The organism is Streptomyces sp. NPDC048337 (genome assembly GCF_043201175.1).
Taxonomy (GTDB): domain Bacteria; phylum Actinomycetota; class Actinomycetes; order Streptomycetales; family Streptomycetaceae; genus Streptomyces.
In genome coordinates this window covers 240,863-254,547 of record NZ_JBICYR010000008.1, presented here as the reverse complement: position 1 = coordinate 254,547, position 13,685 = coordinate 240,863, and the positions used below count along the sequence as shown (strand labels likewise).

The window sequence follows — 13,685 nt, the reverse complement described above, 5'->3', positions numbered from 1 at the left end:
CCTCGCCAGCGCGCACACCGACCTGGCCGGCGCGGTCGTCTTCGGCTGTCTGCTCCACCTCGCCGGGCTGCGCGAAGGGGCCCGCTTCTGGTGGCAGTTCGCCGCCGGCTCCGGGCGGTCGCGGACCGCCCCGGCCGCTTACTGCCTCTTCCTCGACCACTCCCGGCGCGGTGAGCACCACGACGCCCGGCTGTGGGCGCGCGAGCTGGGGCGCCGGGGGTTCCGGCCGAGCGGCAGGAGGGATCTGCGGGACGTCCGGCTGTGCGCGCAGGCGGCCGTCCTGCGCTACGTCGACCAGCTCGACGATCCCGATCTGGGCCCGGTGCCGCTGCCGAGGCCCGGGCTGCCCGGGGTGCTGGCCGCGTTCCGGCCGCCACCGGCGGCCACCGTGACGGTCACGGCCACCGCCGGGTTCACGCCCCCGCCCGCCACCGCGCCCGCGCCCCCGTCGCGGCCGTCGATCGGCCCGCTGCGCCACCCCGCGCTGACCGCGGCGGCCCGCGGGACGGTCGTCCAGGCCGGGACCGGCGAGGCGCTGGCGGAGGCCCACCGCGCGCTGGCCGTCGTACGGGTCCTGCAGCAGCACCCGCTCGGGGTCCGGGCGGGCCGGCTCGCGCGGAAGGCCGGTCTCACCGAGGCCGGGCTCGGGCCGCTGCTGTCGATGCTGTGCGAGGAGGAGTACGCGTACCGCGCGGGCGCGGGGGTCTACGCGCCCGGGCCGGCCCTGGACCGGCTCGCGGCCCCCGGCGGCCACGGCCTGGCGGGCCAGCTCCAGCGCACCCTGGCCCTGGCCCGGGACAGCGCGGGCGCCGCGGTGTACCTGAGCCGGTACGCCGAGGGGGAGGTCCGGATCACGCAGATGGCGGACGGGCCCGCGGCCCCGCCGGTGCGGGAGTGGGTGGACTTCCGGGCCGCCGCGCACGCCAGCGCCGTCGGCAAGTGCCTGCTGACCCAGCTCGACCACGACCGCCGCGCCGACCACGTGGCCCGCCACCGGCCGGCCCGGCTCACCCCGCAGACCATCACCGACAGCCGGGCCCTGTTCAGCGCCCTGGACGCGGTGGCCCCCGGCGCGCCCGTCTTCGACCTGCTCGAATACTCCCCCGGGGTCGTCTGCTCGGCGGTCCCGATCGCCACCGGCGACGCCGCCGGCAGCCTCGCCCTCTCCCTGCCCGCCCTCCACGCCCACCGGCTGCACTCGGCCACCGAGGCCCTGCGCCGCAAGGCCGTCCCGGTCCTCCTGGCCCTCCTCCTGACCGGCGCGATCCCCCCGGACGCCCCACCCACCCCGACCCCGGACTCCCACCCCCAGGACACCCGCCCCCACGACCCGCACTCCCGAGACCCGTACACCCGGGACCCCTACGCCCGGGACCGCTACGCCCAGGACGCGCACTCCCGAGACCCCTACGCCCCGGATCGCTACGCCCAGGACCCGTACTCCCGAGACCCCTACGCCCCGGATCGCTACGCCCAGGACCCCCACTCCCGGGACGGGCACTCCCAGGACCCCCACTCCCGGGACGGCCACCCCGGAGACCCCCTCTCCCCGGATTCCCTGCCCCCGCAGCCCCGGCACACCCGGAGCCCGGTCACCCCGGAGACCCTCCGCCACCTCCGCCGCCTCTTCCGCACCCCCGTGACGGGCACCGCCCCGTCCCCCGGCGGCCCCCACCTGGTCAGCGACACCACCACGGCGGCGGCCTACCTCTTCGACGCCGCCCCGGACACCGACCCCCCGCGCCTCTCCCTCCCCCACACCTTCACCGAGGTCACCCCGGGCACCCTGACCACCCCGGGCGGCCTGGTCGTCCTGCACACGTGAGGGAAGGGACCGGAACAACAGAAGAGCCCCACACGATGTGTGGGGCTCTTGCTTGTGTCCGAGGGGGGACTTGAACCCCCACGCCCGATAAAGGGCACTAGCACCTCAAGCTAGCGCGTCTGCCATTCCGCCACCCGGACTAGGTGGTCGGCCCCGGTTTCCCGCGGCGACATGGACAACAATAGCAGGGGATCGGCGGGCCTCCGACCACATATCCGAGCGGCCGCCGTCCGCCACGCCGTGCTGACCTGCACGCATGCGCCTACGGGTGAAGCGAGACGGGGCGTCTCGCCGCAGTGGGGCGCGCCGCCGGACCGGCTGTGGCCGGGGCCCCCGCCGGGGTTACGGGCAGCGGATGACCTGGCCCGCGTAGGACAGGTTGCCGCCGAAGCCGAAGAGGAGGACCGGGGCGCCGGAGGGGATCTCGCCGCGCTGGACCAGCTTGGAGAGGGCCATCGGGATGCTGGCGGCCGAGGTGTTGCCGGAGTCGACGACATCGCGGGCGACGACGGCGTTGACGGCACCGATCTTGGCGGCGAGCGGCTCGATGATCCGCAGGTTCGCCTGGTGGAGGACGACCGCGGCCAGCTCCTCCGGGAGGACCCCGGCCTTCTCGCAGACCTTGCGGGCGAGCGGCGGGAGCTGGCTGGTGGTCCAGCGGTAGACGGACTGGCCCTCCTGCGCGAAGACCGGCGGCGAGCCCTCGATGCGGACGGCGTTGCCCATGGACGGGACCGAACCCCACAGCACCGGGCCGATGCCCGGCTCCTCGCAGGCCTCGACGACCGCGGCGCCCGCGCCGTCGCCGGTGAGGACGCAGGTGGTGCGGTCGGTCCAGTCGGTGATCTCGGCCATCTTGTCGGCGCCGATGACCAGCGCGCGGGTGGCGGAGCCGGCCCGGATGGCGTGGTCGGCGGTGGCGAGGGCGTGCGTGAAGCCGGAGCAGACGACGTTGATGTCCATCACGGCGGGGGCGCCGCCCATGCCCAGCTTGGCGGCGACGCGCGCCGCCATGTTGGGCGAGCGGTCGATCGCGGTGGAGGTGGCGACCAGGACGAGGTCGATATCGTCCGGGCTCAGGCCGGCACCGGCCAGCGCCTTGCCCGCCGCCTGGAAGGCCAGCTCGTCCACCGGTTCGTCCGGGCCCGCGATGTGGCGGGTCTTGATGCCGACCCGGGTGCGGATCCATTCGTCGGTGGTGTCGACCATGGCCGCGAGGTCCTCGTTGGTGAGCACTTTCGCGGGCTGGTAGTGCCCTAGCGCCACCACGCGTGAACCGGTCATGGGCGGGATTCCCCTCGTAAGGAAGTCAGGATCACCCAGCTTTGCCTGCTACCGGTGGGTACGTGTGCGCGTGATCCGACAGGATTCGGGCCCCGGAATTTGGAGATTCCCGAGGATCGACCTGTCGGAGCGGGGGACGAAGCGGAACCGGGACAATGGGGTTGTCACAGGAACGAGAACCGAAGGGGTGGGGGATCACCATGGGACGGGTCACCGAGCGCCGTCGCGTCGTCCGGATCCGGAACGGTGCGGCCGGGGTCCGTCCGGACACGCTGGTGACCGAGGAGCCGCTGGAGATCCGGCTGAACGGCAGGCCGCTGGCCATCACGATGCGCACCCCGGGGGACGACTTCGCCCTGGCGGTGGGCTTCCTGGTGAGCGAGGGCGTGCTGGGGCGCGCCGAGGACGTCCAGGCCGTGACCTACTGCGAGGGCGCGACGGAGGACGGCTCCAACACCTACAACGTGGTCAACGTGCAGCTGGCGCCGGGAGTGCCCGTGCCGGACATCACGCTGGAGCGGAACGTCTACACCACCTCCTCCTGCGGCCTGTGCGGCAAGGCCAGCCTGGACGCGGTCCGTACGGCGACCCGTTTCCCGGGAATCGCCGCGGACCCCGTACGCATACCGGCCGATCTCCTCGGCAGGCTCCCGGACCGGCTGCGCGCGGCCCAGAAGGTCTTCGACCGTACGGGCGGGCTGCACGCGGCAGGGCTGTTCACGGCGGAGGGCGAACTCGCGGACCTGCGGGAGGACGTGGGCCGGCACAACGCGGTGGACAAGATCGTCGGCCGGGCCCTCCAGGCCGGCCTCCTCCCGCTGACCGGCTCGGTCCTGCTGGTCTCGGGCCGGGCCTCCTTCGAGCTCGCCCAGAAGGCCGTGATGGCGGGCATCCCGATCCTGGCGGCGGTCTCGGCACCGTCCTCGCTCGCGGTGGACCTGGCGCTGGAGTCGGGCCTGACCCTGGTCGGCTTCCTGCGCGGTCCGAACATGAACATCTACGCGGGCGAGGAGCGGATCGACCACTGACCGTCCTAGCGCTTGCCGCGGCGGCCGCGGCGGGTGGAGTTCGGGGGTTCCTTGGGGGCCGGCGGGTCGATGCGGTGGAGGTCGAGGGTGGGCGGGACCGGGGTGGAGCCGGGGCCGCCGGCTTCCGCCCAGGCGATGATCTCGTCGGTCGCGGTGTCGTCCAGGGCCCAGCCGAACCAGGCCGCGCGGGCTCCGCGGCGGCGGGCCTCGGTGGTGGGCTGGACCACGATGACGTTGGCCTGGGCGCAGGGGCCGAGGCAGTCGCTCGTACGGACGGCCAGGCGGCCGCCGGAGGCCGCGGCGGCCTCGCGGAGGCGGGCCAGCTGACCGGCATGGTCGGAGCCCGGGTTCTTGCGGGGGTCTCCGCAGCAGCAGCCGCGGCAGACCACCAGGGTGCAGGGGCGTTCGGCATGGGCGGCGAGCGGGCGTATCCAGGTCACCGCCGCACGTTACCGGGCCCGGGAGCCGGGGTGTTGGACCGGGCGGGAGACCTCCGCCACACGGTCGGCGGCCTCTTCGGGATCCTGGGCACGGCGGCGGGCGAGGACGGCGCAGACCATGAGCTGCATCTGGTGGAAGAGCATCAGCGGCAGCACGGCGAGGCTCGCCTGGGCCCCGAACAGCACGCTGGCCATGGGGAGTCCGGCGGCGAGGCTCTTCTTCGACCCGGCGAACTGGATGGCGATGCGGTCGGCGCGGTCGAAGCCGAGGCGCTCGGCGCCGTACCAGGTGACCTGGAGCATCACGGCGAGGAGTACGGCCTCCACCAGCATCAGCGCGCCGAGGCGCGGGACGCCGACCTGGTTCCAGATGCCGGCGGCCATGCCCGCGCTGAAGGCGGCGTAGACGACGAGCAGGATCGAGCCGCGGTCGACGTAGCCGAGCACCTTCTTGTGGCGGACGAGGAAGCCGCCGACCCAGCGGCGCAGGGCCTGTCCGAGGAGGAAGGGCAGGAGGAGCTGAACGACGATCTTGACGAGGGAGTCGAGGGAGAACCCGCCGGCGCTGTTGCCGAGGAGGGCCGCCGCGAGGAGGGGGGTGAGGACGATCCCGGCGAGGCTGGAGAAGGAGCCGGCGCAGATCGCGGCGGGGACGTTGCCGCGGGCGATCGAGGTGAAGGCGATGGAGGACTGGATGGTCGAGGGGACCAGGCAGAGGAAGAGCAGGCCGTTGTAGAGGGGCTGCGTCAGGAGGGTGGGGACGAGTGCGCGGGCGGCGAGGCCGAGGAGGGGGAAGAGGAGGAAGGTGCAGGCGAGCACGGTGACGTGGAGCCGCCAGTGGCGCAGGCCGTCGAGGGCCTCGCGGGTGGAGAGCCGGGCGCCGTAGAGGAAGAAGAGCAGGGCCACGGCGGCGGTGGCCGCGCCGTCGGCGGCGGTGGCGGCCGGGCCGCGGGCGGGGAGCAGGGCGGCGAGGCCGACGGTGCCGAGGAGGGCCAGGATGTACGGGTCCAGGGGCAGCCAGGCGGGAAGGTGCGGGCGGCGCATGTGCGGGGGGGCTCACTTGCTGTCGGGGTGGGGGTCTGGGCCCCCTGGGGCTCCCCTTCATGGTCGGGGGTGGGGTGGTGATCGGGAAACCTGCACACCGCACTTACTGTCATCACGAATCGCGATGGGCGCGGCTAGCATGGGCGGTATGTACGACCCTGTCCAGCTGCGTACGTTCCTCACGGTGGCCCAGACGCTGAGCTTCACGCAGGCCGCCGGGCGGCTCGGCGTGCGGCAGTCGACGGTGAGCCAGCACGTGCGGCGGCTGGAGGAGGCGACGGGGCGGCCGCTGTTCGTCCGCGACACGCACAGTGTGGAGCTGACGGAGGACGGCGAGGCGCTGCTGGGCTTCGCGCGCACGATCCTGGAGGCGCACGAGCGGGCGGCTGCCTTCTTCGCGGGGACGCGGCTGCGGGGGCGGCTGCGGTTCGGGGCCTCGGAGGACTTCGTGCTGACGCGGCTGCCGGAGATCCTGGAGGGCTTCCGGCACGAGCATCCCGAGGTGGACCTGGAGCTGTCGGTGGAGCTGTCCGGGACGCTGCACGAGCGGCTGGACGCGGGGCGGCTGGACCTGGTGCTGGCGAAGCGGAGGGGCCCGGGGGACGAGCGGGGGCGGCTGGTCTGGCGGGACCGGATGGTGTGGATCGGAGCGGAAGGGCTGCGGGTGGACCCGGATCGGCCGGTTCCGCTGATCGTCTTTCCGCCGCCGGGGATCACGCGGGCGCGGGCGCTTGAGGTGCTGGAGGGGGAGGGGCGGGCGTGGCGGATCGCGTGCACGAGCGGGAGTCTGAGCGGGCTGATCGCGGCGGCGCGGGCCGGGCTGGGGGTGATGGCCCACACCAGGGGCCTGATCCCGCCGGGCCTGGTCCGGATCGGCGGCCTCCCGGACCTGGGTCCGGTGGACTTCGCGCTCCTGCAGGGGCGCCGCCCTACGGCCGCCGCGGATGCGTTGGCGGCGGCCGTCCTCGCCGGGGGCGACCGCCTCAGCCGCCCGGCCTGACCGGCCGCCCGCCGCTGCGCGGAGCCTTCTCCCCACCCCGCCCCAGCCCCGGGGCGGGGGGTCCGGGTGCGGAACCCCCGGTTTCGGGAGGGGGTGGGGTGGGGAGGCCCCGCGCAGCGGTATGCCCGCGCCACTGGGGAGGTCTTGTGGAGGTATCCGCAGGGTGATCAACCTCCGCCGAACCGGGCGGTACGTTCGCCGCGGCGCGCGGAGAGGAGCGGGGCCTTGCGCGAGATCACCGTCCCACCCGTCGTCACGGGCCTGCCCGTCGGCGGGCTGGCCGACGTCGTATTCCGGCACGCCCAGGAGGACCCGGGCCGGGTGGTGCTCGGCCGGAAGACCGACGGGGTCTGGCGGGACGTGACCTCCGGCCAGCTGGCCGCCGAGGTGCTCGCGCTCGCCAAGGGGCTGCTCGCCCAGGGGGTGCGGTTCGGGGACCGGGTCGCCGTCATGTCGCGGACCCGGTACGAGTGGACCCTCTTCGACTTCGCCCTGTGGGCGATCGGCGCCCAGCCCGTCCCCGTCTATCCGACCTCCTCCGCCGACCAGGTGCACTGGATCCTGTACGACTCCGAGTGCACGGCATGCGTGGTCGAGAACGAGGACCAGGCCATGACGGTGGGCTCGGTCATCGACCGGCTCCCCCACCTGCGCCTGCTCTGGCAGCTCGACGCCGGCGCCGTCGAGGGGCTCGTCGCCGACGGGCTCGGCGTCGCCGAGGACGTCGTGCACCGCCATCGCGGGGCCGTGACCCCCGACGCGACCGCCACCGTCATCTACACCTCCGGGACCACCGGCCGGCCCAAGGGCTGCGTACTCACCCACGCGAACTTCATGTTCGAGGCCGACACCATGGTGACCCGCTGGGAGTCGGTCTTCCAGGCCGGTCCCGGCGAGCAGCCGTCGACCCTGCTCTTCCTGCCGCTGGCCCACGTGTTCGGGCGGATGGTGGAGGTGGCCGCCGTCCGGGCGCGCGTCAAGCTCGGGCACCAACCCGTACTGGCGGCGGCCGAGTTGCTGCCGGACCTCGCCGCGTTCCGGCCGACCTTCGTGCTCGGGGTCCCGTACGTCTTCGAGAAGGTCTTCGCCGCTGCCCGCCGCAAGGCCGAGGCGGAGGGGCGTACGGGTCCCTTCGACCGGGCGGTGGAGGCGGCCGTACGGTACGCGGAGGCGCGCGAGCAGAAGGCCTTCGGCATCGGGCCGGGCCCCTCGGCCGGGCTGCGGATGGAGCACCAGCTCTTCGAGAAGCTCGTCTACGGGAAGGTCCGCGAGGCCATGGGCGGCCGGGTGCGGCACGCCATGTCGGGCGGGTCCGCGATGTCGCGCCGCCTGGGGCTGTTCTTCGACGGAGCCGGGATCACGATCTTCGAGGGGTACGGGCTGACGGAGTCGTGCGCGGCGGCCACCGCGAACCCGCCGGGTGCGACGAAGTACGGCACGGTGGGCCGGCCGATCCCGGGCGGCACGGTGCACATCGCGGAGGACGGGGAGGTCTGGCTGCACGGCGGCCACATCTTCTCCGGGTACCTCAACGACCCGCGCGGCACTGAGGCCGTGCTGCGCGGCGGCTGGCTGGCGACCGGGGACCTGGGACGGCTGGACGAGGACGGCTACCTCACCATCACCGGCCGCAAGAAGGAGATCCTGGTGACCTCCAACGGCAAGAGCGTCGCGCCGACCGCGCTGGAGGAGCGGGTGCGCTCGCATCCACTGGTGTCGCAGTGCGTACTGGTGGGCAACGACCGGCCGTACATAGCGGCCCTGCTCACCCTGGACATGGAGGGGGTCGCGCACTGGCTGTCCATGCGCGGGCGCCCGCAGCTGCCGGCGGCCGATCTGGTGCACGACCCGGACCTGACGGCGGAGGTCCGCCGGGCGGTGGTGGCGGCCAACACCCTTGTCTCGCAGGCGGAGGCGATCCGCACCTTCCGGGTGCTCGGCGAACAGTTCACGGAGGAGCGGGGGCTGCTGACGCCCTCCCTGAAGCTCAAGCGCCGGGCGATCGAGAAGGTGTACGCGAAGGAGGTCGCGGCCCTGTACGAGTCGTGAGCGCGACACCCGGACCAGCCACCTGACGGATCGTCACTTCACCCGTCCGTTGATATTGACGATCCGTCAGGTCGCGCACAGAATGCGGGGATTCCGACCGGAGGGGATCCCCGACATGTTGCGACCGATCCGCACACTGGCCGCCGCGGCGGCGGCCCTCGCGCTCGTCTCCGCCTGCAACTCCGCCTCCAACCAGGCCGCCCCCGGAAAGCCCGGTGCGGCCGGCGATTCCCGCGGGGTGACCGCCGACTCCATCAAGGTCGGCGGCATCGTCTCCATGACGAGCGCCAGCGGCTACAGCAAGAAGGACACCGATCTCGGCGCCAAGGCCCGGTACCTCAGAGCCAACGCCGAGGGAGGCATCCACGGTCGCAAGATCGACTACCTCGGCGCGGAGGACGACGGCCAGGACCCCGCCAAGAACCTCGCGGCCGCACGCAAACTCGTCCAGCAGGACAAGGTCTTCGCGGTCTCCCCCATGAGCTCCGTGACCTTCTCCGGCGCCGACTTCCTGGAACAGGAGAAGGTCCCCACCTTCGGCTGGGGCACGCTGCCCTCCTTCTGCGGGCCCAAGTACATCTACGGTTTCAACGGCTGCCTGGTCCCCACCCCCGGCGGCACGCTCAACCAGACCTGGCCCGAGGGCATCGGCAAGGTCCTCGGCGGGGCCCAGGGCAAGTCGGTGGCGATCATCGCGAACGACAGCGACGCCGGAAAGTTCGGCATCCGCACCTTCCAACAGGGCTTCGCCAGCGCCGGTTTCACCGTCTCCTACGCCAAGGCCTCCGTGCCCGGCACCGCCGTGCCGAGCGACTGGTCCGCGTACGTGAAGGACATCCTGGAGAGCAACGGCGGCAAGGCGCCCGACGCCGTCGTCTCCGTCATGCAGACGCCCAACAACATCGGGCTGTTCACCGCGCTCAAGCGCAGCGGCTACAAGGGACTGCTCTCCGACCCGACCGACTACGACCCCGGGCTGCTCGCCAAGGACGCCACCAAGCAGGCGCTCGACGGGGTCCACGTGCTGCTCCAGTTCGAGCCCTTCGAGTCGGACAACCCGAAGATGGCCCAGTTCAAGGCCGACATCAAGGCCGCGGCGGGCGGCCAGGACGTGCCGCTCAACATGCACATGATGACCGGGTACATGTCCGCCGACCTGTTCGTGTCCATCGCGCAGAAGGCGGGCAAGGACCTGACCGTCGAGTCCTTCCAGGCCGCCGCGCAGAGCTTCTCCGACACCGCCACCCTCGTCGGCGACCGGTCCGAGCCCAAGGGGCAGAAGGACAGCTTCGGCTGCGGGGCGCTCGTACAGCTGAAGGACGGCGCGTACGGGGTCTCCGTCCCGTTCAAGTGCTACGAGCCCATCCCCTTCAAGTAGGGGTGGGGTCAAGGCATGGGGGATCTGCTCGTCTTCGTACTGAGCGGTCTGGTCTCCGGCGCCCTGTACGCACTGCTCGCCACCGGGCTGGTGCTGTCGTACTCGGCGTCCGGGCTGTTCAACTTCGCGCACGGGGCCACCGCCTACCTCTGTGCGCTCACCTTCTACGAGCTGCACTCGGGCCTGGGCTGGCCGGCCGTCCCGGCGGCGCTACTGGTGGTGCTCGTCCTGGCGCCCGGCCTCGGCTGGGGGCTGGACCGGCTGATGTTCCGGCGGCTCGCCAAGGTCGGCGAGACGGCGCAGATCGTGGCGACCATCGGGCTGCTGGTGGCACTGCCCGCCGCCGGGCTGTGGGCGGTGGACCTGCTGACGGACGCGGGCGCGCCGGTCAAACCGGCGGAGAACCAGTTCGGGCTGCCCGGGGTGGGGCCGAGCCCCGCGCGGTCCTGGCAGCTCGCGGAGGGCGTCGGCATCGACTCCGACCAGCTGATCACCTGGGTGGTGACGGCGGTGGTGGCGGTGGCCCTGTGGGTGCTGATGCGGCACACGCGGCTCGGACTGCGGCTGCGGGCCGCCGTCGACAACCGCTCGCTGACCGAACTGCGCGGGATCAGCGCGGACCGGCTGTCGTCGGTGGCGTGGATGATCGCGTCGGTGCTGGCCGGGCTGGCGGGTGTGCTGGCGACCCCGCTGCTGGGGCTGTCCGCGCACGACTTCACCCTCTTCCTGTTCGTCTCGGCGACGGCGGCGGTCATCGGCCGGTTCGCGTCCGTGCCGCTCGCTTTCGCGGGAGGGCTGGGGCTCGGGGTCCTGCAGAACCTGGTCGCCGGATACGCCTCCTTCGCCGAAGGCATCACGGGCTTCCGTACGGCGGTGCCGTTCCTGATCCTGTTCGGTGGCCTGCTGGTGCTGACGCGGCGGGCCCGGACGGCGGGGGTCGCGGCGGTGGACACCCCGCCGGTGGACCATCTGGCCGGGGCCTCGTGGGCGCGGCGGTGGGGGGTGTGGACGGTCGGCGCGGCCGTGCTGTGCGTGGCGTTCTATACGGTGACCACCCCCTTCTGGAGCGGGCTGCTGGCGCAAGGGCTGGCCATCTCGCTGGTGTTCATGTCCTTCACGGTGGTGACGGGGCTCGGGGCGATGGTGTCGCTGGCCCAGGGCACCTTCGTGACCGGGGCCGCGCTGGTGGCGGGGCTGCTGATGAGCCGGGGCTGGCCGTTCGTGGCGGCGCTGGCGGTCGGCACGTGCGTGGCGGCGCTGCTGGGGGCGCTCGTCGCGCTGCCGGCGCTGCGGCTGGGCGGACGGTCGCTGGCACTGGCCACGCTGGCGCTGGCGTTCCTGGCCGACCAGGTGCTGTTCCAGCTGCGCTGGCTGCGGAACGGGGACTCCGGATGGTCCGTTCCGCGGCCGGTGTTCGGGCCGGTGGACCTGTCCGACGACCGGGCGCTGGGGGTGGCGCTGGTGGTCCTGGCCGCCCTGTGCGCGGCCGGGCTGAGCGCGCTGCGGAACTCGCCGTCGGGGCGGGCGATGCTGGCCGTGCGGTCGGCGCCGGCGGCGGCGATGGCGTCGGGGGTGTCGGTGCTGCGGACGAAGCTGCTGCTGTTCACGTTGTCGGCGGGGCTGGCCGGGTTCGGGGGCGTGATGTACGCCTCGTACAACACCCGGATCACGGCGACGGACTTCACGGCGATGACGGGGCTGGTATGGCTGGCCGTGGTGGTGGCGGCGGGGGTCCGGCGGGCGCCGTACGCGGTGGTAGCGGGGCTGGTGTTCGCGGTGGCCCCGCGGGTGCTGTCGGACTATGTCACGTCGTCCGCGCACCTGCCGGTGATCCTGTTCGGGCTGGCGGGGTTGGCCTTGGCGAACGATCCGGACGGGTATTGCGCGGCGGTGCCGGTGCGGTGGGCGAAGCGGCGGGCGGGGGCTTCTCGGGCGTCCGCCCCGAACCCCCGCGCCTCGAACGCCGGCGGGGCTGTACTGCCCGCAGGGCGATTGGGGGACGAGCCGCCTGCGGGGCCCGTCCCCGCCGCGCGGCCCGAACCGGCAGGGCCCGCCTTGGAGCTGTGCGGCGTCACCGCCGGGTACGACGGCGGACTCGTGCTGCACGGGGTCGATCTCGCCGTGCGGCAGGGGGAGATCCTCGCCGTGCTCGGGCCGAACGGGGCGGGCAAGAGCACCGCGTGCCGGGTCGCCGCCGGGCTGCTGCCCGTGACCGGCGGGACGGTACGGATCCGCGGCCGGGACGCCACCCCCGACGGCCCCGTACGCCGGTCACGGGCCGGGGTGCTGCTCGCCCCCGAAGGCCGCGGGATCTTCCCGGCGCTCACCATCGAGGAGAACCTGGCGCTGTACCTCCGGGAACCCGATGCCCGGGCCGCCGTCTACGACCGGTTCCCCCGGCTCGGAGAGCGCCGCGGCGTGGCCGCCGGGGCGCTGTCCGGCGGCGAGCAGCAGATGCTGGCGCTGGCCCCGCTGCTCCAGCGGCCGCCCGAGGTGCTCATCGCCGACGAGCCCTCGCTCGGGCTGGCCCCGCGCGTGGTCGAGGAGGTGTACGCGCTGCTCACCGAACTCCGCGACGCCGGGACCGCGCTGCTGCTGGTGGAGGAGAAGGCGGCGGAGATCCTCGGCATCGCCGACACCGTCGCGTACCTCTCCCAGGGCCGGGTCTCCTGGTGCGGCCCGCGCGCCGAGGTGGAGGCGGACCGGCTGGCCGAGGCCTATCTGGGGATGGCGACGTGAACGGCGACGTGAACGGGTACGTGCTGGAGGCCAGCGGCATCGGCGTGCGGTTCGGCGGGGTCCGGGCGCTTGACGGGGTGGACCTCGGGATCCGCGCGGGCGAGGTGTGCGGGCTGATCGGGCCGAACGGGGCCGGGAAGACCACGCTGTTCGACGTCCTGTCCGGGATCCGGCGGCCCGACCGGGGGCGGATGCTGTTGGACGGTGCGGACATCACCCGCCGCTCCCCCGTCTGGCGGGCCCGGCACGGGATGCGCCGGACGTTCCAGCGCCAGCAGCTGTTCGGCCAGCTGAGCGTGGCCGACAACCTGCTGGTGGCGCAGGAGTGGCGGGGCGGCGGGGGCGGGCCGGCCGCCGATCTGCTCGCCTTCCCGGCGCGGCGTGCCCGGGAGCGGACGCGCCGCGAGCGCGGCGAGCGGGTGCTGGCCGACTGCGGGATCGGCGCGCTGGGGACCTCGTACGCGGGCGGGCTGCCGGTCGGTCAGGGCCGGATGGTGGAACTGGCCCGCGCGGTCGCCGATCCGCCGCGGGTGCTGCTGCTGGACGAACCGGCGTCCGGCATGTCGGCGCCGGAGCGCGCACAGCTCGCGGCGGTGGTCCGGCGGCTGGCGGAGGAGGGCTGCGCGGTGCTGCTGGTGGAGCACAACGTGGCCTTCGTGATGGACCTGTGCACGCGGGTGGTCGTCCTGGACCTGGGCACGGTGCTCGCCGAGGGCACGGCCGCGGAGGTACGGGCCGATCCGGTGGTGCGGGAGGCGTATCTCGGGAGCGGGAGCGGGAGCGGGAGCGGGAGCGCCTGAGGGTCGCGGGCGTATCGGCCGGCGGGCGCGGGAGGATGGCGGGAATACGTCGTACGGGAGGCCGGTTGTGGCCCCCGTACGGCGCCGCACCACGATCC

General features: G+C 73.6%; 9 protein-coding genes, 1 tRNA gene and 1 pseudogene. 7 read left to right on the top strand and 4 right to left on the bottom strand.

Annotated features, from left to right (window positions below; all coding sequences use genetic code 11):
* Positions 1–535: 535 nt before the first annotated feature.
* A pseudogene (locus ACGFYU_RS16595) lies at positions 536–1,255 on the top strand (IclR family transcriptional regulator C-terminal domain-containing protein); the annotation flags it as partial.
* A 625-nt stretch (positions 1,256–1,880) separates the two neighbouring features.
* On the opposite strand, the gene ACGFYU_RS16590 reads toward ACGFYU_RS16595, so the two are convergent.
* Positions 1,881–1,965: transfer RNA gene (locus tag ACGFYU_RS16590), tRNA-Leu, on the bottom strand.
* A gap of 202 nt (positions 1,966–2,167) precedes the next feature.
* Positions 2,168–3,109, bottom strand: a complete 942-nt coding sequence (locus ACGFYU_RS16585; protein ID WP_393827990.1) for a beta-ketoacyl-ACP synthase III — start codon at positions 3,107–3,109, stop codon at positions 2,168–2,170.
* Between the two features lie 200 nt (positions 3,110–3,309).
* Between ACGFYU_RS16585 and fdhD the strand changes: the two genes are divergently transcribed.
* The gene (gene fdhD / locus ACGFYU_RS16580; RefSeq protein ID WP_393827989.1) at positions 3,310–4,137 is read left to right on the top strand and encodes a formate dehydrogenase accessory sulfurtransferase FdhD; all 828 of its coding nucleotides are present in this window, start codon (positions 3,310–3,312) and stop codon (positions 4,135–4,137) included.
* 5 nt (positions 4,138–4,142) lie between these two features.
* Here the strand turns inward: fdhD and ACGFYU_RS16575 are convergent, their stop codons facing one another.
* Together ACGFYU_RS16575 and ACGFYU_RS16570 are read right to left on the bottom strand one after the other, a co-directional pair.
* Positions 4,143–4,577, bottom strand: coding sequence for a (2Fe-2S) ferredoxin domain-containing protein (locus ACGFYU_RS16575; protein ID WP_393827988.1), 435 nt, complete (start codon positions 4,575–4,577; stop codon positions 4,143–4,145).
* A 9-nt stretch (positions 4,578–4,586) separates the two neighbouring features.
* Positions 4,587–5,621 carry a bile acid:sodium symporter family protein gene (locus ACGFYU_RS16570; protein ID WP_393827987.1) on the bottom strand — a complete coding sequence of 345 codons (1,035 nt, stop codon included), beginning with the start codon at positions 5,619–5,621 and terminating at the stop codon, positions 4,587–4,589.
* A gap of 148 nt (positions 5,622–5,769) precedes the next feature.
* Here ACGFYU_RS16570 and ACGFYU_RS16565 point away from each other — a divergent pair, with 148 nt between their 5' ends.
* The 5 genes from ACGFYU_RS16565 (at position 5,770) to ACGFYU_RS16545 (ending at position 13,587) form a co-directional block, all read left to right on the top strand.
* Entirely contained in the window at positions 5,770–6,621 is an 852-nt protein-coding gene (locus ACGFYU_RS16565) for a LysR family transcriptional regulator (RefSeq protein ID WP_393827986.1), read from the top strand.
* 225 nt (positions 6,622–6,846) lie between these two features.
* Positions 6,847–8,670, top strand: a complete 1,824-nt coding sequence (locus tag ACGFYU_RS16560) for an AMP-dependent synthetase/ligase (RefSeq protein ID WP_393827985.1) — start codon at positions 6,847–6,849, stop codon at positions 8,668–8,670.
* Positions 8,671–8,785: 115 nt separating this feature from the next.
* On the top strand, positions 8,786–10,048 hold the full coding sequence (locus ACGFYU_RS16555; RefSeq protein ID WP_393827984.1) for an ABC transporter substrate-binding protein: 1,263 nt from the start codon (positions 8,786–8,788) through the stop codon (positions 10,046–10,048).
* Between the two features lie 15 nt (positions 10,049–10,063).
* Positions 10,064–12,787 (top strand): ATP-binding cassette domain-containing protein, encoded by a 2,724-nt coding sequence (locus tag ACGFYU_RS16550; RefSeq protein WP_393827983.1) that lies wholly within the window; start codon positions 10,064–10,066, stop codon positions 12,785–12,787.
* A complete protein-coding gene (locus ACGFYU_RS16545) occupies positions 12,784–13,587 on the top strand; it encodes an ABC transporter ATP-binding protein (RefSeq protein ID WP_393827982.1) in 804 nt (267 codons plus the stop codon). Before ACGFYU_RS16550 ends, ACGFYU_RS16545 begins: the two co-directional genes overlap by 4 nt.
* Positions 13,588–13,685: the final 98 nt, after the last annotated feature.

Excerpts from the sequence above, each read along its gene's own strand:
- fdhD (WP_393827989.1), top strand. The coding sequence starts at position 3,310 with ATGGGACGGGTCACCGAGCGCCGTCGCGTCGTCCGGATCCGGAACGGT.
- ACGFYU_RS16555 (WP_393827984.1), top strand. The coding sequence starts at position 8,786 with ATGTTGCGACCGATCCGCACACTGGCCGCCGCGGCGGCGGCCCTCGCG.
- ACGFYU_RS16570 (WP_393827987.1), bottom strand. The coding sequence starts at position 5,621 with ATGCGCCGCCCGCACCTTCCCGCCTGGCTGCCCCTGGACCCGTACATC.
- ACGFYU_RS16585 (WP_393827990.1), bottom strand. The coding sequence starts at position 3,109 with ATGACCGGTTCACGCGTGGTGGCGCTAGGGCACTACCAGCCCGCGAAA.
- ACGFYU_RS16565 (WP_393827986.1), top strand. The coding sequence starts at position 5,770 with ATGTACGACCCTGTCCAGCTGCGTACGTTCCTCACGGTGGCCCAGACG.
- ACGFYU_RS16550 (WP_393827983.1), top strand. The coding sequence starts at position 10,064 with ATGGGGGATCTGCTCGTCTTCGTACTGAGCGGTCTGGTCTCCGGCGCC.